The organism is Paenibacillus agaridevorans (assembly GCF_018604145.1).
GTDB classification, from domain to species: domain Bacteria; phylum Bacillota; class Bacilli; order Paenibacillales; family Paenibacillaceae; genus Pristimantibacillus; species Pristimantibacillus agaridevorans.
The window spans coordinates 8,146,788-8,173,399 of sequence record NZ_CP075889.1 but is presented as its reverse complement, the minus strand read 5'-3'; the positions used below and the strand labels follow the sequence as shown (position 1 = coordinate 8,173,399).

Here is a 26,612-nt window from a genome sequence, read left to right as displayed (position 1 = left end):
TGGTTCGTTCGGCAAAAGTACGCTTTTTTTCGGATGTTAGCCAAGATTGATCGCACGGATTTGCTCCAGAGGTACCTTCGGCTTGCGGTCCTCCGTCAGCAGGCCGTTAATTTCCTGCTGCACGTCGGTCACCTGCGTATAACAATATCCGCAAATATAATCGACGGACTTGATCGCTTGCGTAAGCCCTTTAAATCGCTCCATAAACGCTTCCACTGACGCCACCTGCTCTCCGTAGCCCCAGCCCTTATCCGACTGGAACGCGATGCCGCCGAATTCGCTGATGATAATGGGCTGTCCCCGGTAGCTGTAACCTTTGGCGAGGGCATACTTCCATTGGTTGCAGGTCGTCTCGCCCGACACGATTGCGTTCTTGTTGTCCCGATAACGCTGCAGAAAACCATCGCCGGTCGCGACATAATCGTGCAGCGTCACGATATCCGAGACGGTATGCTCCCAGCCGTCGTTTACGATGACAGGACGATGGGGATCGAACGACTTGGTGAGATGGTAGATTCCCTCGGTAAACTTCTGCTGCCTCTCGTCGCGAAGAATATTTCCGATGCCCCACGACTCGTTAAACGGTACCCACGTAATGATGCTGGGATGATTATGCTGCTGCTTGACGATCTCGAGCCATTCCTTCGTAAACGCATTTACCGCTCGATCGTGGAATTCGAAGGTCGCCGCCATCTCCGACCAGACAAGAAGTCCCTTCACGTCGCACCAATACAGGAAACGGGCATCTTCGATCTTCATATGCTTGCGCACGCCGTTATAGCCCATCTCCATGATCAGGTCGATGTCCTCGATCAACGCTTCTTCGTTCGGCGGCGTCAGATGGCTGTCCGTCCAATAACCTTGGTCCAAAATAAGACGTTGATAGATCGGCGTATTATTAAGCAGCACCTTGCCGTTTTCGATTGAAATCTTGCGCATGCCGAAATAAGAGAGCGCCCGGTCGACGACCCGTCCTCTCGATGTCAGAACGAACTCCACGTCGTACAAGTTCGGACGGGCGGGCGTCCAATACGCCCGTTTCCACGGTCCGTTCGCCTCGTGGTTAAGATCGACCTCCACGGAGAGACAGGGACGGTCGATGGCGAGAATAACCCGCTTAACGGGCTGGTCCTTGAACGTGACGACCGCTTCCAGCAGCAGCTCGTCTCCGCCTGCCTCAACGCCGCTAACCTCGTAATCGAACCGTACGATATGACGATCGAGATCCGGCGTTATTTTGACCGCGTCGAGCCGCTGCTCCTCCACATACTCCATCCATACGGTCTGCCAAATGCCCGTGGTCTGAACGTAAAAACATTCGAAATTGTCCGGAGTCCAGCGCTGCTTGCCCCTGGGCTGGTAGCAGCTGTCGCTGTCCGTTACCTTGACCGTAATCCGGTTGTCGGCGCCGAACGCCAGGTATGGCGTCATATCGATCGAAAAAGCCGCGTAGCCGCCCTGATGACCGCCGGCCAGTTCGCCGTTCACCCATACTTTCGCTTCGTAGTCCACGGCCTGGAAATGCAGAATCGCCCGTTTCCCCGCCGCCTCCGCCGGAATGGCGATCATCCTGCTATACCAAACCTGAGGATGAAAGGTCTCGATCCCGATGCCGCTCGCCTTGGTTTCGTAAGTAAACGGCACGGTAATCCGGTGGGTTGCCTCGAACGTCTCCTGCCACTTCTCCTTCTCGCCAACGTTGGCGTCGTCGAAACAGAAGTCCCACTCGCCGTTAAGGTTAAGCCAGTCGCCGCGCACGAGTTGAGGTCTTGGATAGTCTTTTATATACGATTTCGTCGTCATGGCGCGCCTCCTACACTTTCGCTTGGAATACTGCCGCATAGACGGAGGACGGCCGCAGCGGAACGCCGCGTTGCCACTCCGCCGCCGAAACGACCCGGTCGCGGCACAAAATGTTCTCCGGCTCGAAAACGCTGTTGATGGCGTCATAGCTATCGCCGGTAATTTCGTACAGCACCGTCTCTTCAGCCGCGTCGAAAGCAGCAAGCTCAAGCACGGCATTCACTTCTTCAAGCCCGCGGTTCACGATAAATACCGTGACCGTATCGCCCGCTCCGTTAACGCCTGCCGCGACATCCAGCTCCGGCAGCGCGTCCAGCGCGACCGGCGTTTTCTTTAAGGCCGGCACGGCGAACGTGTCGCATTCCGCCCGCGCGGGAAGCATGTGCCGCAGGCCCCGGTTCGCGTACAGCTTCAGAACCTCGTAGGTCGGCGTCCCGTAGACGTCTAGCGGCCTTCCGCTCCAGCCGGACTGCTTGCCGCAATATTGGTCGGCGTAATAATCGCCTACCCGGATGCAGCCCCCTAGCCAGCCGTTAACCAGATCGGAGAAGCTGCCGATATGCACCATGTCGCTTCCGCGCAGCATTTCGTTCAGGTTGGCTGCGTTGGCCACCGCCGCGCCCAGCGTATGCTCGTTCGGCAGTCCCTTGCGAATGGTGTTCGGGTAATACATCGTGTTGTATTCCGTAACGGCGATTTTCACGTGGGCGTGCTTTGGATTCGCCTTTATGCTCTTAGTCGTCTCCTGCACGTAGTACCGGGTGAATTCGGGAAAGGCGGCGATCGCCTTATACCGGTCCTCCGCAGGCGTGTCGCGGTTCATGCCAAACGGTCCGTACCCGTGGTAGATGTGCAGAGTCAGATAATCGATCAATTCGCCGGCTTGCTCGAGCACCGGCTTGTTCCATTCCTGGTCGTGATGGCCGCAAGCGAGCAGCACGATCGACGGATCCGCCGCCTTCATCGCTTCGGCGAAGGATACGGTGCGCGCGGCGAACTCCTCGGCGGAGCAGGTCCCCACTTGCCATTGTCCCCACACCTCGTTGCCGATTTCCCAATACTTGACGCCGTACGGCTCGGGATGGCCGTTCGCGGCGCGCAGGGCGCCCATCGGCGTATCGGCGTCGCCGTTGCAATATTGTATCCATTCCGCCGCTTCCCGCGGCGTCCCGGATCCGTCGTTGACGGAGATGAGCGGCTCGACGCCCAGCTCCCGGCAAAAGGCGATAAATTCGTCCGTGCCGAAATATTTGCTCGTCCAGCCGCCCCATGCTTCGTTGTACATCACCGGCCGCTCCAGGACGGGACCAATGCCGTGCTCCCAGTGGTACGCGCTGATGTAGTTGCCCGAAAGCCGCATCATGCCGGCGTTCAGATCCCTCGTCATGTCGATGACCTCGCGCTTCACCATGGCGATGCTGTCCGCCGCGAGCAGAGACACATGGTCGAGCCACAGCATGCCGGTCGACACGTGATCCTTCCACCTCGGATGCTCCGCCGGGATATAGACGCGGAGCTCGGCATCGACGCAGGCGCGGGAGACGGACAGGCTCGTTTCGTATTCCCGCCAGTTATGGCTGGTTAACGCAATAGACACCCGGCCCAGCGTATCCCCTGTGCGACGGTCCGCCGCTTCCACGATAAGCTTTTTTAATTCGACGGATGCCCTCGCGACGACTTTAACGGTGTAATCCGCAGGTCCCTTGAGCGCTGCCTTCTGCGCGATGCCGGCATACGCTTCGTCGTCGCTCAGCGAGCGGATGCGCTGCGCGCGCCCCGAATGCTTGGGAGCGGGCGCCTCCAGCGCGTATTTGGTGCCTCGGCCGTTCGTATAGGCATACCAGCTTCCGGAAATTTCCCGTTTCGTTTCGGATTCGCTTTCGAAGTCCATATCCTTGAGCGGAAAGGCCAGCATAGCTTCCATATGGTCGCGGATGTCCTCGACAAAGTGTCCGAACAGGTACGGGTTGACCGCATGTTCGCTTGCTCCGCCGCAATCGACTGTTATTTTCGCATGTTTATTCACAACGGACCTCCAATAAAATCGTTAGTTAAAATACGAGTTCAAAAAGTTCGGTTTTCAGCACCGAGAAGATGGAATGCAAGTAGAAACTGAGGAGCGGAGCGTAGTGGAAGCTACGTGAGCACCGGAAGGTTCGCTTGCGTTCCATATTCGATGTCGAGTAAGCTACTTGGCCTACTTCGTGATGGGAAGCGGACTTTTTGAACAACCTCTTATCCTTTGATGGAGCCGATCATAACGCCTTTGACAAAGTGCTTCTGCACAAAAGGGTACATGATCAGCACGGGCAAGCTGGACACGATGATGACTGCAAATTTAATGCTTTCCGCGAGCAGAATTTGTTTCTCCAGACCGACGCTGCCGCCGTCGATTTGGGCCGATTGGCTGATCAGCAAAATTTCGCGGAGCACGAGCTGCAACGGATATTTGGCCTCGTCGCGGATATATATCAGCGCGTTGAAAAACGAATTCCAATGTCCGACCGCGTAGAACAACACCATAACGGCCAGGATGGGCTTCGACAGCGGAAGGATGATGCTTACGAGCAATCTCCAATTGCTGCAGCCGTCCATATGGGCCGCCTCCTGCAGCTCCCAAGGGATGCTGGATTGGAAGTATGTCCGCATGACGATCAGATTGTAAGTGGCGATAGCGCCCGGCACGATCAGCGCCCACATCGTGTCGACCATCCCGAGATCCCGGACCAGCAAATAAACCGGGATAAGTCCGCCGCCGAAAAACATCGTCAGCGTAATCAGAACCATAATGCCGTTTCGCAGGGGCAAATCGGGTCTCGACAGCGGATAGGCCGCGAGGGTCGTCAGCACGATGTTAATGATGGTGCCGACGGCGGTATACAGAATCGAGTTGCCGTAGCCGCTCCAGATCTTGTCGTTTTTCAAGATGTTGGCGTACGCCTCGATGTTGGCTCCTTTCGGCAGCAGCCATACTTGTCCGTTCAATACCTTGGACGGATCGCTAAACGAAGCGCTGACCGTGAACAGGAGCGGATACAAAACAATGACCATAATGACCGCTGCTATGACATACAAGATGATGTCGAACAGCTTTTCATCCGACGGTTTTGACTTCACTTGCACCTTTTCCATAGCGACTCCTCCTTTACCATAAGCTCGTCTCCGACGTCTTGCGAGCGAACCTGTTGACCAGCAGCAGCAGGATGAGGTTGATGACCGAGTTAAACAGACCGATCGCCGCCGTATAGCTGTATTCGCCCTTCAAGATGCCCGTCGTGTAGACGAACGTGGAGATGACGTCGCTGGATTCCAGGTTCAGATTGTTTTGCATAAGCAAAATTTTCTCGAAGCCAACGTTCATGAAATGGCCGACGTCGAGGATAAGCAGGATGACGATGACCGGAATAATGCCCGGCAGCGACACATGCCAGATGCGGCGGAGCCGCGAGGCGCCGTCCATCTTGGCCGCCTCGTATAGCTGGGGGTTTACCCCGCTGAGGGCGGCGATGTAGATAATGGACTGCCATCCCATGCTCTGCCAGATGTTCGAGCCGATGTAGACCGGCTTGAACCAGCCGGCACTTTCCATGAACCGAATCGGCGTTCCGCCGAACAGCTCGATCAGTTGGTTGATCGGACCGGCCGTGGGCGAAAGCAGCGCCTGCAGGATGCCTACAATGACGACCACGGAGATAAAATGCGGAATGTACGTAATATTTTGCAAAAGCTTGCTGAACGTCCGGCTCCGAATCTCATTAACGATCAACGCCAGGAGAATCGGAATCGGGAAAGCGATCAGCAAAGACAATAGGTTGATGGATAACGTATTCCACAGCAGCCGCCAAAAGTAATACGAGTCGAAGAACCGTTCGAAATGGATAAAACCTACCCATGGACTGTCCATAATGCCTTTGGCCGGGTTGAAGTTTTTAAAAGCGATTTGCAGACCGTACAGCGGCCCGTAATGGAAGATCAAATAGAAGGCGACCGGAAGCAGCAGCATGAGGTATAGGTCGTACCGCTTCGCCATTTTCTTGAGCAGTCCTGCGCCTTTCTTGTTGCGGGCGGGTGCAGGGGCGGCCCCCGCGCTTTCCGTCATGCTGTTCATGGGCAACCCCACCTTCTCCGTATAACGTTCGGTTTATTTGTCCATCTTGTCATAGGCTTCCTGGTAAAGCTTCTCAAGCTGGGCAACGTTCATCTTCTCAAGCGTGGATTGGAATTCACTCCACTTGTCGAAGCTGAGCGCCCCAACGATGAACTTCGTGCTTTGTTCTTCGATATATTTGTCGATGTCGTTGCGGAGAATATTAACCTGTTGAGCCGTTGCCTCGTCGAACATCGGCGGAGCGTAACGGATAGCCGGCAGATAAGGCTCCAAGGCTTCGAATGCTTCCTGCACTTGAGGCGGGTTAATGAATGATGCCACCTTGTCGCTGATGATATGAGGCGCGCCTCCACCTGCATAAGGCGTGATCTTCGCTTGGTCTGTCGAAACGGCTAGAAACTCTTCTGTGTAGTACGGGATGCCGTCTCTCAACTCGTAATGCTCGCCTTCCCGGCCGAAGCGCAGCAGCGTGGAGCCTTCGTCGCTGTAGAAGTAGTCGATCCAGCGCATCGTCGCTTCCGGATGTTTGTTGACCGACGTGATGGCGAATGCGCCATAATCGCGCGGCACCGGCCCAATCTGGCTATGCAGACGGTCGCCGTGCGGACCTTCCGGCGGCGCGATGCCCACATATTGATCCTGGATCGAGAGGAAGTTGTTGTTCGTCTGGTCGAAGAAATACCCTGTATTGCCCGTTCCTTGCTTGGCTAGAAATTGTGCTTCCGTATGGGAGAAAATTTCCTGGTCGATCAGCTTCTCCTTATACAGCTTGTTCAAATACATAAGCAATTCCTTGTGACGTTCGTTGCCGCTCCAAATATTCACCTTATCGTCTTCGAGGTTGATGTTGTAGCCGAGCTGCGAATCCAGTCCGAATGCTCCCGCCATATGGTTGACGATTGGCATCCCTACGCGTGCGGTAATCGGAATTTCGTCCGCTTGCCCGTTGCCGTTCATATCGCTGTCTCTGAAGGCTACCAGCACGTTGTACAGCTCATCCGTCGTTGTCGGCACATCCAGGCCCAGCTTATCCAGCCACGACTGGTTGATCCACCGTTTGTCCGTCCGCGCGGAGCCGAGCGTTACGATACCCGGAATCGCATAGATATGACCCTCCGGCGTCGTGATGCCCGCGCGGATCTCCGGATATTGCTCCATGAGACTCTTCAGGTTAGGCGCATATTCCTCGATCAAGCCTTCCAGCGGAATCAATTGTCCCGCCGTTCCGTAGCGGATCGACTCGAGCTGCGACAGCCCGGAACGGAATATGGCGTCCGGAAGCTCGTTGGATGCGAACAGCAGGTTCTTTTTCTCCGCAAAGCCGTCTGTCGGCGTCTCGATGAACTCCACTTTGATATTGCTCAGCTTCTCGTAATCCTGGAATACAGGCATATCTTTGAAAGGCCCGTTTACAGGCGCGACGCGAGTGAACATCTTCAGCGTGATCGGCGTCTCGACGATCGGGAACCCGTCCGTCTTCACGGCGCTTTCAGATGAATTCGACCCATTGGCGCTCCCCGGATTGCCTCCGTTGCCTCCGTTGCTGCCGTTGCCGTTGTCGCCGCCGTTCCCGTTGCTGCAGCCTGATGCGATCAATCCGGTGACGATCATCGTCGCAAGCGCGTATTTCCCCCATTGTTTGCGCATGTACATAAACCTCCAGTATATCGATTCACCGATCATTGTAAGCGTTTGCCGTCGGTGTTTCCCCATTATAAGTCACCGCCAATGACGGCAAATTACACATATATGACTATTTACTCCACATATTTTACGGCTTCGTTCCAGGTCCGCCTCCGAGACTGTTGCAATACGCCTGCGGCGTCATGCCCGTCGCCTCCTTAAACACCTTGAAAAAATAATTATGCGTGGAGAAGCCCGCTTGATCGCTGATCTGCTTAATGGAATATTGACCGCTTTCCAGCAGCCTTCGCGCCGCGTCGACCCGCACGCGGTTCACGTATTCGGAAAACGTGGACTGAGTCTCATCTTTAAAAATCCGGCTCAGATAGGATGCGTTCAGGCCAATGACGCCCGCGGCCAGCTCCAGCGTTACGCTGCCCGAATACTTTTCCAAAATAAAGCCGATCGCCTGCGACACATGGCGGGAATACGTGCCCGTCGCATGGCGCTCCTTGAGCAGCCGCAGCAAGACGCCATAGAACGATTGCATCCACTCCTCCAGTTCGCCGACGCTGCCGAGCCAGTTCAACTCGCTTCGCGATGGCAGGCGATCCCCTTCCGTCGCCCCGGACGGGGACTGGCCCCCTTTTTTCAATGCTTTGTCGCCGATATGCAGCAGCTCGCTGACGATCATCTGCGCCGCATGCGAATGCAGCGGCAACGAGCGGATCCGCTCGAACACGGAGGCGATCAGGCGCTGCGCGCCTTGACCGTCCAGCCTCTCGATGGCGAGCAGCAGTTGCTTCTGCTCCTCGATCGTGAGCGCGACGCGATGTTGCCGCTTCCCGCTTCCCGTCTCGAAGCTGGCGGACGCGGCGCTCGCATCGAGGGCCTTCTCGGCGGAGGCGTAGCTCGCCCCGAGCTGCGGCAGGCTGCCGCATACGTGTCCGACCGCATAGATCGACTTCAAATTCAGATACATCTCCAGCGCATGGCGGAGCTTGCTCATGCTTCTGGCCGCTTCGGATGCGGCTGCATTTTCGCTGCGCTCCCGGAAGGCGAACAAGACGATGATTCGCCCCTCCTCCACGTATGCGGCCGTGCGCTCACGGACATCGCCGAGACTCTGCTGCATGAGATCGACGGCTTGCTGGACCATCCGGTTCGTCTGCACGTCGGTATTGGATTCCGTCAGCAGCAAGAAGGGGACGATCTGCAGCACCGCCGTCGTATACAAAGCCGCCTTCGCATACATGCCATGCCGCCTTGCGATTGCTTCCAGCTCGGCTGCGGCTTCGGCCTTGCCTCTTACCAAATCCGCGATGTGGCCTCGGACGGCTGCCGGGTCGAATGGCGGGGATTGATCGGATGAGGAGACTCTGTCCCGTGTTGCGGTTGCGGCTTCGACCTCACGCTTCTCGCGAACCGCCTTCCCGAGCAGGGCGAGCAATGTATCGCCGTCGAGCCTGTGTTTAAGCAAATAATCGACCGACCCGTTCTTTAAACAATCACGGACGTAATCGTAATCATCGTAGCTGCTTAGCATAATGGTCTGGACAGCGGGATAACGCTGCTTGATCATGCGGTTAAGGTCCACGCCGTTCATCCCCGGCATGTTGACGTCAATGACGGCGACATCGGGCGGGGATTGCTGAATCATAGCCAGCGCTGCCTCTCCGTTTTGGGCTTCTCCGCATATATCGAATCCATGCGCGCGGAAATCCAATAAGGACCGAAGGTCGTTGCGTACAAGCGGCTCGTCGTCTACCAACAGTACCCGATACATTAGCTCACCTCTTGTTCGGAGCCCGCCTGGCCCCGCAGATTGGGAATCCGAATTTCGACCTTGGTATATAAGCCCGGTTCGCTGTACAGTTTTAATCCGTATGGTTCGTCGAACGAACGGACGATCCTCTCATGCACGTTGCGCACGCCCATGCCGCTGAACCGGGAGGACGTCGTCTTCGTCCCCTGCCCGCCCAGAAGCAGTTCCATCTGCACCGAGGTCATTCCTTTGCCGTTATCCGTCACTTCGATCATGAGATCGCGATGCTCTTCGTACACCCGGATCGTCACGAAGCCTCCCTGCTCCCGCGAACCGATTCCATGAAGAATCGCGTTCTCCACGATCGGCTGAAGCGTCAGCTTCAGCATCCGGCTATCCAGCAAGGACGGGTCCTCGATTTCCTCGTGAACGACGATCGGCTCCATATATTTGTATTTGACGATGGAAATGTAGCTTCTCACGTAGTCCAGTTCCTCCCGCACCGTCAAATATTCATTCGAGTTGCCAAGAACGCCCCTCATCAGATCGATCAGCGAGCCGGATACCTCCTCGATATTGGGCGTCCCGTTCAGCTTGGCCAAATATTTGATCGTGTTCAGCGAGTTGTATAGAAAATGAGGGCGGATTTGCGCCTGAAGCGCCGTCAGCTCAACCTCTCGTTTTTCTTTTTCGCTAACGCGAATCCCTTCGAGCAGCCGCTTAAGCTCCTCCACCATGCCGATGAAGACATGGTACAGTTGCCCCACTTCATCTTTGGTTTTAATCTCTTTTTTCGGAAACGTCAGATTGCCGTCCTTGACCAGCATCATCATGGCTTTCAATCGGCGAATATTGATCGTGATGCGGGACGAAACCTGCAAGGAGCCGATTAGAACGACGATAAGGACGATAACCGATACCTCCAGCATCAAGTTCCGCAGTTGGGTCGACTCGCTAAGCAGCGAGTCCAGCGGGATAAGCGCCAGCGTCGACCAGCCCGTATGGTCGGACTGCCGGCTGACCACGATAAAGGACCGGCCGTCAATCACCTTCTCCACAACGTCGCCTTTGCCCGCGAGTTCTCTTTTCAAGTCGATAATCTTCTGGTCGGAAGGAGCGAACGAAGGCGTCTGGTCAGGGCGGTACACGAATCCATTTTGCTGATCCAGCACGTACAACATACTGTCAGCGGTAGGCTTTACGCCGTACGTCTTCCGGATGAAATCGTAACGCAGATCGACCATGACCACGCCGATCGTTTCGCGGTTATAGCGAATCTCTCGCCCCACCGTAATCGTCTCCGCGACGCCCGTCTGCTTTAAATACGCATGACGCGATCCATTGCGCAGCATGTATTCCATCGTCGGCGTTCCAAGGATCGTACTGTCCAGCCATGGCCCCCCGGAGAAAAACACCTTTCCGTTCAAGCCGACGACGGCGATCCGGGAAATGTAAGGTTTGTAGGTGATTAAGGACGACAGAAACTCCTCGATTCGCTTCTGCTCCTGGAACCATTCGTGGCTGATCTCCACCGACGGGCTGATCAACGTATCGATGACGGTGTTTTTGTTGATGACGACGACCATATTCAGCCGATCGATCTCCTCCAGCATGATGTTCAGGGATTCGTCCGCCTGGCGAATGCTGTCCGACACCGAGGTCACCGCGTTGGACTTGATCGTGTCGCGCATGTTGACGTACACGATGCCGGTTATGGAGAGAATGGAGAGCAGCGCGACGAGACTGAACGCAAGAAATATTTTCCCTTGAATGCTTAAGCTGGGCGATATCCATCGCCTGAGAGTGGACAGCTTCATTGCGGACAACTCCTTTTCACGGAGAAATGCAATCGCTTACAAATTGATTTCGATTGAATTTGCTAAGCTTGGGCTTTCCTTAAAGCTAGAGGAGATTGTTTGAAATAGATTTTGAAAGCCCTCGTAAACGTATACAGGTTGGGATAGCCGAGCGACAGACCGATCTCCGTCACCGTGGCATCGGTATCGATCAAGAGCCGCCTGGCCTTCTCCATGCGGATCATCTGCAAGTACTTCATCGGCGGCATACCCGTCCGGGCCGTAAACACCTGGGTAAAATACGAGCGGTGCACCCCCGCGAAATCCGCGACCTGCTGAACCGTAATGCCTTCCGAAGCGTGCAGCTCCATATACTCTTCGCATTCGCGGATCCAGCCCGCCAGTTCCTGGATCTGTTGATCCTGCTCCCGGGGCATGAGGGAAGCCAATAACCCGCACAAGAGGCCTTGCAGTTCAAGCGCCGCGGCAGGTTGCCACCTTTGAACCCGCTCCATCGCTTCAATCGCGCGGTTAACGGCAGCCGATCCTTGCGGAGTTATAGCTTCCGCGCGGAAGGGCCTTTCCTCCGTAAGCCCCGCCAGCGCAAGCAGCGGCTTTACACGTTCCCCGTCCATGGCCAGCCAGCTCATCTCGAGCTCCCGCTCCGCGGGAAGCATATCGTAAAAGTACGTGCGATCCGGGAATAGACAGAAGATGTCGCCCTTTCGCAGCTCGATCTGCCGGCCCTCGTACTCCAGGCGAAGCCTGCCCTCCCTCACGAAGTGAAGACTGTAGCACTCGATTCTTTTGGGTCCGACTTTATAATGGGGCTTGGCCAGGCATCTTCCCGCCCGAACCGGCCATAAACCGCTCGCCTTGTCGAGCTCGCCCGGCGTGTAATAAATAAAGTCCGCGTACTCGTAATCGTATTCCCGCATCTCCGACGCCGCCTTTCATCCATATAACAAAATGACAACAGTATTACCATACTCTATTTCGCCATTCGTACGGTTAAAATAGGATAGAAACCTATAATAGTACGAATTATTGAATTCGTAAACCTAACATAATGATATTTTTATATCTGTCTAATAAGTCTCTGATATGTGCAGCCTCGTTAACCGCAGACTGAATAGTTGGGGAATACAAAAATCCACAGCCTCAATCGGCTGTGGATTTACTTGGTGAGGGCGAATTGTGGCTTTGCAAAACCACAATTCGCCGAAGCGTGCTGATGAGATTGTTTGCAATTCAGCACACGCATCCTCCAATATTCAAACGCTGCAGTATACGCGCACTTACCGACGCTTATTAATGGCTAACCACGTTGCCTGCGGACGCGCTTCCCGTTCCCGCATGATTCTCCAAATCAAACGCGCCTCTCCAAATCCCTCCGTAGAAATTCGCATTCGCTCCTGCTGCAACATATGCGTCCGTTGTGCTGTTGCGCGTGCGGTTTATGTTCTCGAATCTGGCATTGCCTCCCATGACTTGCAGTAGCGGATAGTTGTAAGAAGCATTCATATCCGCGAAATGCGCTTGCTGCACGCCTACGTTCGACCCATAGGTACGAATGCCAGCCGAAGCCTGATCCGTGCCGTAGCTTGCAAGCAACAGACCGTAAATTCGGACTTTGCCTGTGTTGGTCGCCGGGATTTTAATCAGGATGTTGTTCGGACCATAATCGTGTTCATAGGCGAATAGATTAATAAACGCAAGCCCGTCCACACTCTCGGCATGCTGAATATCCAGAGCCGTCCGCGCCGCATCCGAGCCGGTATTCATGAAGGTGCCTTTTGTTCGGCCCCCTGTTTGCTCCAGGAATTGATAGGAGGTTTGGGCGTTGTAGATGAACAAGTTCAAGGCATTTACATTCGCGTTGGCTCCGAATTTCATAAAGACCGAATTGTCATAGGCCCAACTGCGGTACGCCCGTAAATCGGGACCGGATAAATTCGGATTATTGGCTACATTCGAATACCACCAGAAACCGGAGTTATAATGAACGTTTTCTACCCAGCTGTCCGTGCCGCTCTTCCCGAAATACATCCCTTCCTTGAGCGGCGCTCCTCTCACATTGCGAACGTAATAACCGTCGCTTTGGTTCGTGAGACCGAAATCGATGCCTCTGTAGCTGTTGATCAGCATCGTGTCCACAACATAGGCGCCGGACCCATTGCTTCTAATGGTCCAAGGATACGGATGCATTTGTTCGGCATCCTGCTCCGGGTAATAGACGGAAACGGCGCGAACGCCCGCATCCTGACCCAGCGTTATGGCAGGAGTGCCTTCGCCGTTGCCTTTGCCGGAATACATTTCCAATCGGCTGTTTGTCGTGTATACATTCAACGTTTCATTGACGCCGCGCAGCTCCACTCCCGCGGGCACCGATAATGTGCCCGCGATCCTGTAACGGCCTGCCGGCAGGAACACGGTGCCGCCTCCCGCACCCCCTGCGGCGTTCAGCGCGCTTTGGATGGCAGCCGTATCGTCGACAGTTCCATTGCCAGTTGCATTATATGGCGCATTTTTTACGTTATAGAAGTTCGCGGTTGAAGGCTTTGGAGCCGAGCTTCTATACGTATGGCCGTTTGAAGACATCTTATTAAAGCTGTAACCCGACGAGTTGTCAATAAAGACGCGATCCGCCGCTTTGCCGGAAAGATTTGTAACCGCAGTACCTCCGGCAAAGGCGTTGCCCATAATGGAGGCGCTGTTTACTCCCGAAGCCAAGTAAATCGCATTCGCGCTCTTCTGGAATGTCGAGTCGTTTATCATGATGTTTCCGGTTTGTACATCAAAGGCATAGGTTCCTCCGGAATTCCCCCAATTCTCCACTGTACAATTTTGAAAACTTGCAACCGCGTTGCCGCCGCCATTCATTTTGACAGCTGTATGCAATGCGCCGCCAAGAACACATGTGTTAAATCCGATATACGACTCCGTCGTACCGCTGAATCCTGATGTAATATCGATCGCAATCGGGGAAGCGCCGACGGACGCTTTGATGCTGGAGTTCATAACCGTCATCCCCCAACCGGCAATGCCGTCCACCCTTATTCCCTTATTGCCCTCCGCGATATCCACATTGGACAAGTGACCGGTCGGCAGACCGTATTCGTTAGCAAGCTGCTTAAACGCAATGCCTGTTTTAAAGGAGCGCAGGTGAATATTGTAGCCGTAAATACCATCGATATGCTCCGCAACGATGCCTTCGGCATTAGCTGCCATATAATTCTTAAGCGTCTGCAGGCCAGTGCCCGAGGGAGCTCCGGGAAGACCGCTGTTGCTCCAATAATTTGGAGCGAACTTGATATTCTCCAAGCGTTCGATATCCCATGAATTGCCCAGATGAATCCCTTTGCTAAGCACTGTGCCGTATACATTTGTAAATTGCGAGCCCGCTGCAGATATATCGCCTGATGCAATACCCGTATACGAGTTGATCAACGTCACATTGCGAATCATTTGACTGCCGTAAGTGACAAGTTGAATGGTAGGAGGGTATGCGGAAACCGATCCAGCGGTCTGCTCCGGATACCATACGCTCAAGTATTGCACGGTGCTGCCTTGGGCCATCGTAATAAACGGGTTGCCCGCAGCGTTTCCTTTGTTCTCATACGCTTTTATTATCGTTCCCACGCCAAGTCCGCCTTCATCGGGATTTTTCCAGTCCCCTCTAAGCGCAACCCCTGGCGGAATATACAAGTGGCCTTTCACCGCATATTGACCGCCAGGCAGATAGACAACACCGCCGCCTGCGGCTTCAGCCGCATAAAGCGCTTTCTGAATGGCATACGTATCGTCCGCAGTTCCGTTAGCAATTGCTCCGAAAGCAGCATCGGTAACGACGAAGCTTACGATGGGGACGTCCTCCGGCGTATAAATCGGAGTAACAACCCGATTGTTCGGACTCGGGAAGCCGCCGGATGGAACAGACGACAACGTATAGGAAACCCTTTTGTTAGTCAAAATGAGTTCATTTTTTGCAGGATTGCCTTCCGCAAAAGCCGTCGTCCGCGTTACTCCGCCGCGAGTAATTTTAATGTTGTCGAAGTAGCTGGTAAACGTAAAGTGATTCTCGTCCGTCTCGTCTGCCAGCGCCCATAAATTAATTGTCTTGCCCGCTAACGGGGACAAATCCATGACCCGATGATACCACTTGCCGCCGCTTAACAAATCATTTGCAATTCCCGGGTGCGCGCTGTAGCCATTCTGGTCAGCTACCCGATTGACCACTGTACTGCTTTGCGTATCCCTAAGCCAGCTGTTATCCGTAAACCTTAGATCGACTCCGGCCGATTGCTTGTAGCCGGCATTGCCGTTATCCAGCTTCATATCATATTCAAGTCGATCTCCGGCCTGGATCGTATAAGCCTGTTCGGAAAATTTCACGTATGCGTATTTATTGGATAGATTGGATTGACCAACGGCGCCAAGATCAACATCATTTGTACTCGTCAAGCGCAACACATCGCCGGAAGGCTGTCCTTCGTTTGTCGAAGTTACAGTAAAGCGCAAATCATTAGTTGCATCAGAGCTAATGTCGACTGCGTTGAGGGATGGATGTCCGCCCGTATATACGTTCAGACGAGTGGTACCCGCACCGTTTGTTACCTTTACATTGGCGTAATTCGCCGAATAAGTTCCGCCTTGCTCATCATTTTCGCCTACGAAATCCCACCATCTTACCGTTTTTCCGATAGCCCCGCTCGGCACCGGAATAACGCGATGATACCATCTGTTAAAGGCGAACGCCGTCATATCGCTCCAAGGACCCCCGATCCCGTTTTGATCGGAATAGGCCCAATCGCGCAAGTAGCCGCCGTTCGTTGCAACTTCTATGCCTCCCATGCCGACAGCCCAAGGCGATTGAAGCTGTACGTCATATTCAATGTGATCGCCTGCTTGGAATACATAGCTATCCGCCCCGGCGTTGGAGAATTTTAAATAGACAAATTTATTGCCGACGCCGGTATTCGTTCCGTTGAGCTGCCAGAACTTCAAAGCTTGGTCGGCAGGAACCGTACTGACAGCAGGGACGCGGGTCACCTGCAGCTTCGCGCGTTCGATTAACGTATTCGTTTCAATGCTGTTAATGGATAGATTGCCATTTTCATAGCCAACAGCTTTAACGGTATTGGATCCGTTTGTTATTTTAATATTGTCGTAATAAACGACATAGTCCTTCCCGTTATCGTTGTTGGCGTTATGCAGAAGCCACTTGGTGATTGTTTTGCCCGCAACGGAGCTTGGCAGCTTAATCTTGCTTTCATACCATTGATTGGCGGCCGCCTTATACAGATTGGGCTGCGTGGACGGGAACCAATCGGGAATCAGGGACACGCCATTCTGATCCCTTAGGCCAAGCTGCGCGCTCAAATACGTCCCGTCGCTAAAGTACAAATCCACGGAGCCGGCGCCGGCCAATAGATTGCCAAGCATGACATCGTACTGGAGATAATCTCCGCTCGTTATCGTATAGCCCGCGCTAGAGAATTGAACGCGGCTTTTTTTGCCCCCGTCCGTCACTTGGTTTTTAAGGGCTAACATCAGAACTTCGTTGGAAGGAGCCGCATGGACGGATTCCGTCTTGAGGCCGCCCGCTGAGAGTAATACAAAGAACATAGAGCCAATCATTAGCATAAGGCCGATTCGGCAGAGCTTGTTAACCATACCTTAACCCCCCATCATCAAATGGACATCCTATGTTTTGCTCCATAGCCTCGAACCCTCTAAGCCTATCAAATGCGCGCCACCGTCAAGCCTTGCACGTTGCTTTGACATCTTTCGAAAGCTTGCTGCGGCAACTCCAAATGCTTGCCCCATTCCAGCACGTATTGGAATTCGTAAAATCCCCCCAAGCCTGCATGGAAATTCGTTTCCCAGAAGTTGTTCATGATCCAGGAATAAAGCTCATCGGGCTTCACGTTCTCTTGCGGGTCGAACAGACGCCTTGGCCGATGCTCCAAATCCCCCAAATAGACGAGCGGCGAATCCGGCATTCCGATAACGAGGCCTCCATTGTCGCGAATGACGGCGACTCCGGCTTGAACGCTGCTGTAATCCATGCACGTTCCCGGGATCTGATCCCTCCATGGACGAAGCACGGCGCCGGCTTTATCTACCCATAGCTCTCCATCTTGCCTAAGAAACGGAAGGGATAGATACACGTTTTCGGGCTCCCAGCGATTTTCTTTGTTCATTCGGAAGGTAACGGTTGCCTTTGGCGCATTCCGCATCACTTTCCACTGAACCGTAACGCTGCTCATCCCAGGCAATTCGTATTCCAACTGCAAAGTAATATCCAATGGCTTAACAACGGGCTCTATTATCCCCATCAGACGCCCTATCGTTCGTTGCACCTGGGAGCCTTTGCGATTAAGATCCATTTTGCCGCGGGTTATGGCCGGATCTTCGTCGGACTGGATGGGAGTTACCTCATAGACAGGTGTAAATGGCGCCAAACCGGTCGTACCGTCGATCAGCTCTTCGCCCGTTGTTTTGTCTATGAAGGAAACCATGCCGTCCTCCTGATTCCAGCTCAGTTTAACGTAGTCGGTTTCCAGTCCCCCATCGACAATCGTGATACCCTCGCTCCAGTCGGCAAGCTCTTGGCTTTGAGGGCAAACCTCCAGCTCAAAGGTTTTCTCCTCCCCTGGCTTCAGACTGATAGGAATTTCAATGGAATGGCCTCTGTTTTCTCGAACGACCTGATGCCTAACGACCTCCTCCTCCGCCATATCGGTTACCCGCACGCCATCCTCTAATAGAACGTAATCCCAAGGATCAACGAAAAGCTTGGCTGTCGATACAAGCTCCGTCCCATTAAAATTTTTGACTTTGTATTTTAAGCCCCGATGCGGGGCTACGGCGGATTCGCCCATATCTACCGCCAACAGCTCGTCCCTGGCCTCCGTGGCGAGACGATGGGCATGAACGGCGTAGGCGGTCTTGCGGAATACGAGCTGCTGTACCTGTGAATGCCAAGGCTCCATGATGGAGGCGGAATGCCCCCATGTATGCTCGGCATACATGGCCAGCTGATACTCAATCCCGTCAATGGAGGATGCAGAAACGGTCCCTTGCACGTTCATTTTTTTAACTTGCTCCAAGATCCGTTGCGCGTCCCTGTACAGCTTCGTATAAGCGGGCGTCGAGGCTACGCCATCCGTCCACCAATCCGGCCAATCGCCTTCGTAGGTAGGAATCCCGTCCCCATCGGCGCGCAGCACCTCATAAAAGGCATCCAGGCTTGTCAGCTCCAGCTCTATTTCATGGCCAAAACGGTTATTCCATTGCTGGATGAATCCGCTGATGTCCCCGTTCGGCGGGGCGTTGTCCGAGATGAGCCCGGAAACCATGACAGGTACGTAACGATACGGATACCCCTCGCCCTCCAGCCGTTTAACATAGTCATAGAGACGTTTTTCCGCAACCTCCCAGTGATTGGGGAGCACTGGCGGCGTGACCAGTCCATCCTGAATCGTATAGGAATGGACGGCACCGGGCGCTATGCCCAGCTCGTTGCCAAGGTTGTAATGATCCCCGTTCCAGACCAAAACTTGCTGGCCCTTCGGCGACTTCCACCAGAAGGGACGCTGCGTGCCGAACAAAGGATACCTGCCATGCACCGCATGGACGCACGAGAACAGGAACTCGATGCCGGACTCCGCCAGGACGTCGGCATATCCCCAGCTGTAGCCATTGATATCGGCCGTCATCGCCACGCGAAGAGGCAAACCGATCGAGCGGCTAAACGCCACGGATCTAGATAAAATCGCTCCAAGCAACGGATAGTCCGGAAGCTCGGTCATATTCAGGTAGGTCGCGGATAAACTGATATTGCCCTGTCTTAGAGCCTCAATGAATCGCGCGCGCCAGCTTTCGTCCGTTTTTTCCAGGAAACGTTCCACTGCCCAAAAGGTTTCGCAGGTCCAATGAAACCCGCTCCACTCCGGACGTTCTCCGCTTCGCGCAGCTTCCCCGATCCTTATCGCTTGTTTAATGAAATCCACATGATTGCGTTCGATTTTTTCCTGGCGATCGGTATAACCGATATCCGTATGCGAGTGGTGAATGACATAGATTTTCCATTTGCCATGAGTAGCCGTCATGAAATCGCCTTCCATCCCTTGATGATCAGTATTTAAGCAAAAACAATTTTGATGGCCGCTGTTTGATAAGGCTTCACTTCCAACTCGATAAAAGGATTATCTAACGCAATGATCCCTTTCTCTTCCCGCTCATTCTCGATCCCATCCACCAAACAAACGCGACTGGCTTCTCGTTTTACCTTAAGCTTCACCTTCGTTGCCAAGCCATCCGTTTCGTACAATCGGATGATCCACGCCGCTTCTCCCTGTTCCTCCGGTTGCTTAAGCGCCGAGTAAGCAACCGTTCCCTCCAATAACTCAAGGAAAGAGTCTTTGAGCGGTCTCGAGCCCCCATGCGCCGTACCGGAAAGCACTGTGAGCGGGTGCATAAAATGATCCGCGGCGGCTATACGTTGTTCATTAGGCATCGGCTGCTGCACGATAATTCCTAATGTGAACTGATGATGATTGCCCTGCTCGGGGTAGGGATCCGGATCAAACGAGCTCCGAATCAACGAAACAGCCATGGCATCGTCGACGCCCCTAAAACCGTATTTGCTGTCCGTAACGACTTGTATGGACGGGAGGTCAGACCCATCTCTTGCCCCGCGTATCCAACTGCAAGCGGGCATATCTTGCTGAATGGGTTGCCGAACAATCGTACCAAATGGAACATCGTACTGGTATTCGGAGCAAGAATAAGACACTGGCCAATTAAAATTAAGCTGGGGTACGTTGTCCCCCCTCTTGCCAACCTCCTGCCAATCGCATTCGACATGATAGATCAGCGCATTGCTGCCCTCGTCCAATGTGACAACCACCTTAAGCAACGAAAGTCCGAAGTTCAGTTCATAACCTAAAGATTGTCTTAGCCCTCCGGCACTAGCTTCCGTCCATTTCACTTGACCATGAAGATTTTCAATGCTCATATATTCCGCTATAATCCAAGCGGACATGTCCTGGTCCGCATTTTCCTTAATGAGGCGGAACATGCCCGCAGGCCGATTAGAATCAATCAACTCGCTACCGGAAGGCTTGTGATATAAGGAGACGACAGCGGCCGTCAGCGGATCAAACTCTGCGCATAGGACATCGTTTTCGAGCCTATAGGACTTCGTCTTTTCTAGACGCGAATCGCTTGGGAACGCGGGGGCATACACAAACTCCGCTTCCGATAGCGTGTAGGTGTTGTAACCGAATGCAGGGACCTGCGCCTTGAACAGCACCCGCATATAATCGTGTCCCCAGTAATGGTGATAGCCCTGATCCATCACTTGATGAGGCGTTTCGGCCCCATCGGCATCCTTTACTACAAAAGAGCGGCCCGGGCTTTTCCAGTCCCATAATATCCACTCCACAACTTCCTCGCGCGCTTGCCAGGACGGATTAAACACATGCGCGATCCGAACTTTGCCGCTTCCCCGTTCAACCTGAGAGATAGAGAAACGCTTCATGCCAAAGCCTACTCCCGCGCCTTCGGCAATTTCGTTATGGTCGCTTTGCGCAAGCGCCGAGGTGTCGATGGTTTCCGCCAGACGCTCCAGTGCTTTTTTCTTGCCGGCAACCGCGATGGCCATCGTTTCCTGGAACAGCCCCATGGCATGCTCTCGGGTTTCCACGATGCCCGAGCCCGGCAATATATCATGAAATTGGTTGAACAGCACGTTTCTCCAAGCCTGCTCGTAGGATGGGGCGGGATAATGTACGCCCGTCTCCGTACCTGCAACGGCACGGAAAGCTTCCGCTTCATTTAGTGCAGCTTCGCCCAGCCTGTTTGCCTTCTTAATGCGCGTTTGGCTTGTATAACAACCTGTAAATACAACGTTCTGCTCGCCTCTAACGACCGGCAATTGCTCTGCCACCGTTTCCGCCAGCTTGAAATACTGCCCGTACGTTCCGAATTCGATGGTCGGATATACAGGCCACTCCCGCATGTCGAGCAGACGCTCCAGATCGCGCCTGGTCGGACCACCGCCATGATCCCCTACTCCATAGACATAAAGGTAGGTGTCCAATCCCGTTTGTCTGCAAATATCGGGAACGTAAGCACCGATGATGGCTTGTACATAATCGCTGTACCAAGTAGGCTCACGGTATGCGATAACGGATTGCCCTGACGGCGCCTCCCAGCGATATAGCAGCGGACCTTCGCTCCCCCGGCAATGATAATAATAGTTCACTCCGCCACCGGACAAAATCTCGGGAACGTGCAAGCTATGTCCGAACGTATCCGGCTCGAAATCCAGCGATAATTGATCCATGTCCAGGTTGAATAGGGAGGACAAGTATCGTTTGTTGTACAGGATTTGCCGAACCAGACTTTCTCCGCTCGGCATGTTTTTGTCCGCTTCTACCCAGTGGGAGGCCGTAACCTCCCATCGCCCCTCGGCAACTCTCGTCTTGATTTCTTCCAGCATCTCCGGATCGTATTTCTCTACAATATGATAGATGGCTCCTTGCGACTGAGAGAAACGAAAGTCGGGGTATTCTTCAAGCAGCTTTAGCATCGTCTTGAACGTGTCGAGTACCACGGATACCGTCTCGTGCCATGGCCATTTCCAGTTCATATCGATATGGGCATGGGCTACGCTAAGAATGCGGTATTTTTTGGCCGGCTCCCCCAGAGGAGCAAGCATGGCTTCCGCCTCCAGGACGATTTTTTTAGTTATGGCGCCTTCTTCTTTTAGTTCATGCTCCAATAAGCTAACAACGGGCTCGATTACGGAATCGAATTCATTATCGTTTACCTTCGACATCTCGCGGGCAAATACGAGCTGGGCAATGATTCTCTCCGTCCAATAGCTCGGCTTTCTCGTAATTTTTTCATCCCAGTAGCCGTTCGGAATATATCCGATCAAATGCAATAATTTTGTATCCAGGCCCGTCATCTTTAACCCTCCTTGCTTTTCGGCTGCTGCTTCAACAGATAGGTTTCAATCCGCTTGGCGCCTGCTTGATCGCGAAGGCTGCGCAAAGCATCTTGTTCCTCAAGCTTAAGCGGCTCGCTAAGCGCACTTTCATCTAATTGACCTTTCGATACGATGGGATTGCTTTGACCCGTCAGCTTCAAGTCAACCTCGCATGGTTCCTCCATCAGATTGACAAGGCGGAGCACGACAGCTTCTTCGTTCTCCGATTTTTTAAGCGTTGTCAATCTGACCGCCGGATCGGAATGCTCCAAATTAGCCAAGGAATAACGGGTTGGCACCTCGCTAGCCCCACTAGCCCCTCCCTCATTAGCCGTAAGCTCCCGAATAGGTACGGCAACAGCCTTTGCGGGATACAAGAACGCATCCGCTTCATTAAAACCCTCGAACAGATCCTGACCTACGGGGATTAAGGAGAAACGAACCTTTTGTGTTTTGCCAACATTTTGAGCCTCCGGGGTCGGGAAGTAATTCCAGTCGCCCAGTTCGCCTATACAACGCAATATAGTAATGGCCAGCGTGTTCCGCCCATCCCTTAATACCTCGTATTCCGGCAAACCGTCCGTCGCGATCAGAAAACCGTTTTTGTCGTCTTTTAGCCCCACCCTGGATTGCATGCGCTCCGTGCGGCAAGGGTTTTTCCAGCCTTCCCACGGTACGATTTCGCGTTTGGTCCAATCAAACGGCGAATCCGCATAGACATCGCCCGTCTGCAAGTCCGTTGGAACAAGTACGCGCAGACGGTGATCCTCGGAAAGGTTGGTCCACGTCAGCTCCACATCTATTCTTGCGGCATTCTCTTCTAACGAAATGAGCCACTGGAATGTGTGTGTTAGCTCCTCTTTGGAACGTTGTTTTCCCTCGCGTTTCTGCGGCAAGCTCCAGCTCTGTTCGATACGGAGACGAAGCACCCCTGGGACGGAGCAGTCCTCTATGCTGGTAAAACCTCCCGTGCCCAGGCGAAGATCATTCGCATCCTCGCTTTGTACAAAGTTGTATTCGTCGCCGATATCCCCTCTATCTTCAAGGGTAAGAATATGATCGTATCGCTTATGATTTCGTTTATCCGTTAATGAAATCCGTCCATCCATATGAACGGTTAATGCGAGCCGCTCATTTTCAAGCACCTTTGCGCCATCGATAGATTGAACAAGGGGAGCTTTCGGCGTCGCGGCCTCGTTGTTGTTCTCGGAAGGCATCCAATAATAAGTCGTGTAGCCTAATGCCGGAACCTTTGCAGCATGGAACCTTAAGACATACTTTCTTTTCTTCCATCGGATGCGGAATTGTTCATCAGGCAACGTAAAACCGGATACGATTCCCTCATCTACGACTTGAAGGTCTATTTTTTGCCCGGAGACGGAATCCAGCAGCTGCCATTCTTCTACGGCAATGGCTTCCTCGGAGTAAGCCTCCACCTCAACCCACGAGCCGCTTGACCGCTCTAACGGATTAAATACCGTGATCGCATAACCATTCATGAAAGGGGAGCTCGCCTCGGCCTGCGGCTGCGGTACGCGGGAAGCGATAAACGTAAGCGCCTTCGTCGTTAAGGCTTCCGCCACTTGAGACGTTTTCATAAACCTCGTTTCCATCTCCCGATGAACCTCGTCCAGGCTGCAGCCGCATATGCTGTCATGCGGATGGTTTTTCATCAATAGCTTCCAGGCATGGCGAATGAGATGTCGCGGATAGGCCATGCCGAATTGGTCCGCTATGACGGAGAATGGCTCCGTCCAGCGCTCAAGCTCACGCTGAAGTCTGGCATTCCATTGCTTCAAGTAAAGCCTCGACGAAGCTGTATTAATCAGAAGGCCGTAACCTTCTGTTATTTGTCCCGTTAATTCGCCCACCGCCGTATGCAATTGTCCGACCGAGCCTTCCAACTCATGGAAGTATCTAGGGAAATTACTATGCACGGCCTCATAATTCTCCGGCAATACTTCATTCATCGCGCGGATGGCGGTGCCTACATCCCTCTGAACGGGCTGATGATCGCAGCCGTTCATGAGCAGCAAATGGGAGGTCGTCGCAAAACGTTCCACGTTGGGAACAACAATATCGATGCGCTTTTGAGCCTCATCTTTATCGACAGGCAGTTCCATTCCGTTATGGTACCAATTCGCCAAAAAAACGGAGAGCACGCGAGAACCGTCAGGCGATGCCCACCATACCTCCGAGGTAAAACCATTGTTTTCCTCGTTTTTGACCTGATTGTTTTCCGCAACGGGATTAATTCCTCTTCCGAAAACGGCGTGTTTGATGCCAAAGCCCTGGAGCATTTGGGCGGACTGCGAAATATTGCCGAACGTATCCGGGTAGTATCCAACCATGGTAACGCCGCCCAGTTCCCGTGCCTTCTCCATGCCGTAAAGCAGGTTTCTCACCTGCGCTTCGCCGCTTGTCAGGAAAGCATCCTGCAAGACGTACCAGGGACCGACAAAAAGCTTGCCCTCGCGTACAAGCTTTTCCAAACGCGATCGCTGCTCCGGATGAACCTCCAAATAATCTTCGATAAGCAAAACATGCCCATCCGCGTGAAAGGCTTCAAATCCGTTCCCGTCCTCTTCTAGCAAATTCAGCACCTGATTAAACAGTTCAACAAGTCTTATTCGAAAGTTTTCGAATGGCATATACCACTCGCGATCCCAGTGGGAGTGCGAAATGATGTGCAACGTTTTTTTCCCCATGCCTTTATCCCTCCGCATCCATCTAAATATCTCTCTACTGTGAATTGTCCAAAGCTATGATTTGATTGCTCCCGAAGCCAATCCTTGAATATAATATTTTTGCATAAAGAAAAAAACGAGAATGACTGGAATGACGGAAATCAGGGAGCCTGCCATTAATACGTTCCATTGACGGAACACCCCCGTGTCTAGCAGCATGACCGCTAGAGGCAGCGTAAACAGGTCCTGGTTCGTTAGCATAACCATTGGCAGCACCAATGAGTTCCACGAGCCCAGGAAATTCATAATGGTAATGGTCGCGACGGCGGGAAGTGACAGCGGGAAATAGATTCGCCACCAGGTGCGTATAGGACCGCATCCTTCCAACTTCGCAGACTCGTATATTTCATGGGGAATGGATTGAAAGTAGTTCCGAAACAGGAACAATGCAAAGGGACCCGCTCCGTTAATGATGGGAAGGATCAAGCCTAGATGGGTATTGAGAATACCCAAATAATATTCCGTCAAATACAATGGAATTAAAATGGTTATGCCCGGAACAAACATCATGGCGAGAAAACCATAGAAGATAAAGTTTTTTCCCGGAAAATGGAGCTTCGCAACCGCAAAGGCCGTAAGCGAATAAATCAAATTGACGCCAACGATCGTCATCAAAGTCACGTTAAGGCTATTCATAAAATACTTGAAAAAGTTGAGGCGATTCCAGACATCGACAAACGTCTCCCAATGCCATTTTCCTGCCGGAAATAGGGAAAACGATTGCATGACTTCTTGACTCGTTTTTAGCGATGCGCCGATCATCCAAACTAGCGGATACAGACAGAATAATGCCCATAGGGTGAGAACGGCTATAATTGCAACTTGGCTAAATGATCGGATTGACATGGCCGTTCCTCCTTTACGTTTTGCTTCTTAAAGCTCTGAGGCTGATTAGCGATAATGTAAAAGTAATTAGAAATACCGTCCATCCCATGGCATTGGCTACACTTAAACTGCCCCGTACAAAAGCTTCCTGATAGACGAGTACGTTCACCACCTGAGTCGAACCGGCAGGTCCTCCCTTGGTCATGACCCAAATGTTGTCGAAAATCTGCATCGCTCCGTTGATCGTCAGGATCACCGCAATTGCCGTTATTGGGCGAAGGACGGGCCATGTAATATGGAGTAATTTATGAATGGCCGTCGCTCCGTCAATCTCGGCCGATTCGTAAAGCTGCATATCGACAGACTGGAGTCCAGCGACGTACAAGATTAGCGTGGCCGGTATAGCCCCCCAGCAAGTCTGGACGATTATCGAAGGCAGAGAGCGATTGATTTCGCCCAGCCATCCGTTTTTTGCCACTAACGATTCTAATCCGATGGTCGAAAGCAAGCTGTTTAACGATCCCGCGGGATCATAGATACCCTGCCACACGTAATAGACCGCAACGGACGACGTCACCATCGGAATCAAATAGATGGTCCGAAACCCCTTTGAAAACCACTTCACATTTTGAAGCAGCACCGCTAGCACGAGGGAAACGGGAACCACAATAACAACCATAGACACGGCAATCGTAATGTTGTTCGTTACCGAATTCCAGAACATCCTCGTCATGACGGTATCGCCGCCAAAGAGGAATTCCTTAAAGTTGTCGAATCCCGCGAATTTGGCAGAGGAGATTAGAGAACCTGCCTGCACATGATGAAAAGACATCCATAGGGAAAACAAAAGCGTAAACAACCCTACCACCAAAAATAAAATAATAGCCGGTGCTACCATTACATAACCGGCAATCCAATCTCTTTTCTTATTCATCATGCA

Annotated in this window: 14 protein-coding genes; all 14 read right to left on the bottom strand. The window is 52.9% G+C overall.

Annotated elements, in window-relative coordinates; all coding sequences use genetic code 11:
- Positions 1–36 precede the first annotated feature (36 nt).
- Positions 37–1,803, bottom strand: a complete 1,767-nt coding sequence (locus KJW29_RS32595) for a glycoside hydrolase family 2 protein (protein WP_214627734.1) — start codon at positions 1,801–1,803, stop codon at positions 37–39.
- Between the two features lie 10 nt (positions 1,804–1,813).
- Positions 1,814–3,829 (bottom strand): alpha-L-arabinofuranosidase C-terminal domain-containing protein, encoded by a 2,016-nt coding sequence (locus KJW29_RS32590; RefSeq protein ID WP_214627733.1) that lies wholly within the window; start codon positions 3,827–3,829, stop codon positions 1,814–1,816.
- Positions 3,830–4,038: 209 nt separating this feature from the next.
- Positions 4,039–4,935: a carbohydrate ABC transporter permease gene (locus KJW29_RS32585; protein ID WP_214627732.1), complete on the bottom strand. Its 897-nt coding sequence runs from the start codon at positions 4,933–4,935 to the stop codon at positions 4,039–4,041.
- Between the two features lie 13 nt (positions 4,936–4,948).
- On the bottom strand, positions 4,949–5,911 hold the full coding sequence (locus tag KJW29_RS32580) for an ABC transporter permease (RefSeq protein ID WP_214627731.1): 963 nt from the start codon (positions 5,909–5,911) through the stop codon (positions 4,949–4,951).
- 33 nt (positions 5,912–5,944) lie between these two features.
- Positions 5,945–7,558: an extracellular solute-binding protein gene (locus tag KJW29_RS32575; protein ID WP_214627730.1), complete on the bottom strand. Its 1,614-nt coding sequence runs from the start codon at positions 7,556–7,558 to the stop codon at positions 5,945–5,947.
- Between the two features lie 124 nt (positions 7,559–7,682).
- Positions 7,683–9,320 (bottom strand): response regulator transcription factor, encoded by a 1,638-nt coding sequence (locus tag KJW29_RS32570; RefSeq protein ID WP_214627729.1) that lies wholly within the window; start codon positions 9,318–9,320, stop codon positions 7,683–7,685.
- Positions 9,320–11,116 carry a cache domain-containing sensor histidine kinase gene (locus KJW29_RS32565; protein ID WP_214627728.1) on the bottom strand — a complete coding sequence of 599 codons (1,797 nt, stop codon included), beginning with the start codon at positions 11,114–11,116 and terminating at the stop codon, positions 9,320–9,322. Before KJW29_RS32565 ends, KJW29_RS32570 begins: the two co-directional genes overlap by 1 nt.
- A gap of 62 nt (positions 11,117–11,178) precedes the next feature.
- A complete protein-coding gene (locus KJW29_RS32560) occupies positions 11,179–12,033 on the bottom strand; it encodes an AraC family transcriptional regulator (protein WP_214627727.1) in 855 nt (284 codons plus the stop codon).
- A gap of 373 nt (positions 12,034–12,406) precedes the next feature.
- Positions 12,407–16,771, bottom strand: coding sequence for a glycoside hydrolase family 55 protein (locus KJW29_RS32555; protein ID WP_214627726.1), 4,365 nt, complete (start codon positions 16,769–16,771; stop codon positions 12,407–12,409).
- A 68-nt stretch (positions 16,772–16,839) separates the two neighbouring features.
- Positions 16,840–19,212, bottom strand: coding sequence for a glycoside hydrolase family 38 N-terminal domain-containing protein (locus KJW29_RS32550; RefSeq protein WP_214627725.1), 2,373 nt, complete (start codon positions 19,210–19,212; stop codon positions 16,840–16,842).
- A 32-nt stretch (positions 19,213–19,244) separates the two neighbouring features.
- Positions 19,245–22,079, bottom strand: coding sequence for a glycoside hydrolase family 38 N-terminal domain-containing protein (locus KJW29_RS32545; protein ID WP_214627724.1), 2,835 nt, complete (start codon positions 22,077–22,079; stop codon positions 19,245–19,247).
- A gap of 2 nt (positions 22,080–22,081) precedes the next feature.
- Positions 22,082–24,808 carry an alpha-mannosidase gene (locus KJW29_RS32540; protein ID WP_214627723.1) on the bottom strand — a complete coding sequence of 909 codons (2,727 nt, stop codon included), beginning with the start codon at positions 24,806–24,808 and terminating at the stop codon, positions 22,082–22,084.
- A 54-nt stretch (positions 24,809–24,862) separates the two neighbouring features.
- Positions 24,863–25,693: a carbohydrate ABC transporter permease gene (locus KJW29_RS32535; protein WP_214627722.1), complete on the bottom strand. Its 831-nt coding sequence runs from the start codon at positions 25,691–25,693 to the stop codon at positions 24,863–24,865.
- Between the two features lie 13 nt (positions 25,694–25,706).
- Positions 25,707–26,609, bottom strand: coding sequence for a carbohydrate ABC transporter permease (locus KJW29_RS32530; RefSeq protein WP_214627721.1), 903 nt, complete (start codon positions 26,607–26,609; stop codon positions 25,707–25,709).
- Positions 26,610–26,612 lie beyond the last annotated feature (3 nt).

What these genes read in the sequence shown, in the direction of transcription:
- KJW29_RS32545 (WP_214627724.1), bottom strand. Translation starts at nt 22,079, where the DNA reads ATGACGGGCCTGGATACAAAATTATTGCATTTGATCGGATATATTCCG.
- KJW29_RS32575 (WP_214627730.1), bottom strand. Translation starts at nt 7,558, where the DNA reads ATGCGCAAACAATGGGGGAAATACGCGCTTGCGACGATGATCGTCACC.
- KJW29_RS32560 (WP_214627727.1), bottom strand. Translation starts at nt 12,033, where the DNA reads ATGCGGGAATACGATTACGAGTACGCGGACTTTATTTATTACACGCCG.
- KJW29_RS32555 (WP_214627726.1), bottom strand. Translation starts at nt 16,771, where the DNA reads ATGGTTAACAAGCTCTGCCGAATCGGCCTTATGCTAATGATTGGCTCT.
- KJW29_RS32550 (WP_214627725.1), bottom strand. Translation starts at nt 19,212, where the DNA reads ATGACGGCTACTCATGGCAAATGGAAAATCTATGTCATTCACCACTCG.
- KJW29_RS32565 (WP_214627728.1), bottom strand. Translation starts at nt 11,116, where the DNA reads ATGAAGCTGTCCACTCTCAGGCGATGGATATCGCCCAGCTTAAGCATT.
- KJW29_RS32570 (WP_214627729.1), bottom strand. Translation starts at nt 9,320, where the DNA reads ATGTATCGGGTACTGTTGGTAGACGACGAGCCGCTTGTACGCAACGAC.
- KJW29_RS32535 (WP_214627722.1), bottom strand. Translation starts at nt 25,693, where the DNA reads ATGTCAATCCGATCATTTAGCCAAGTTGCAATTATAGCCGTTCTCACC.
- KJW29_RS32595 (WP_214627734.1), bottom strand. Translation starts at nt 1,803, where the DNA reads ATGACGACGAAATCGTATATAAAAGACTATCCAAGACCTCAACTCGTG.
- KJW29_RS32530 (WP_214627721.1), bottom strand. Translation starts at nt 26,609, where the DNA reads ATGATGAATAAGAAAAGAGATTGGATTGCCGGTTATGTAATGGTAGCA.
- KJW29_RS32585 (WP_214627732.1), bottom strand. Translation starts at nt 4,935, where the DNA reads ATGGAAAAGGTGCAAGTGAAGTCAAAACCGTCGGATGAAAAGCTGTTC.
- KJW29_RS32540 (WP_214627723.1), bottom strand. Translation starts at nt 24,808, where the DNA reads ATGGGGAAAAAAACGTTGCACATCATTTCGCACTCCCACTGGGATCGC.
- KJW29_RS32580 (WP_214627731.1), bottom strand. Translation starts at nt 5,911, where the DNA reads ATGAACAGCATGACGGAAAGCGCGGGGGCCGCCCCTGCACCCGCCCGC.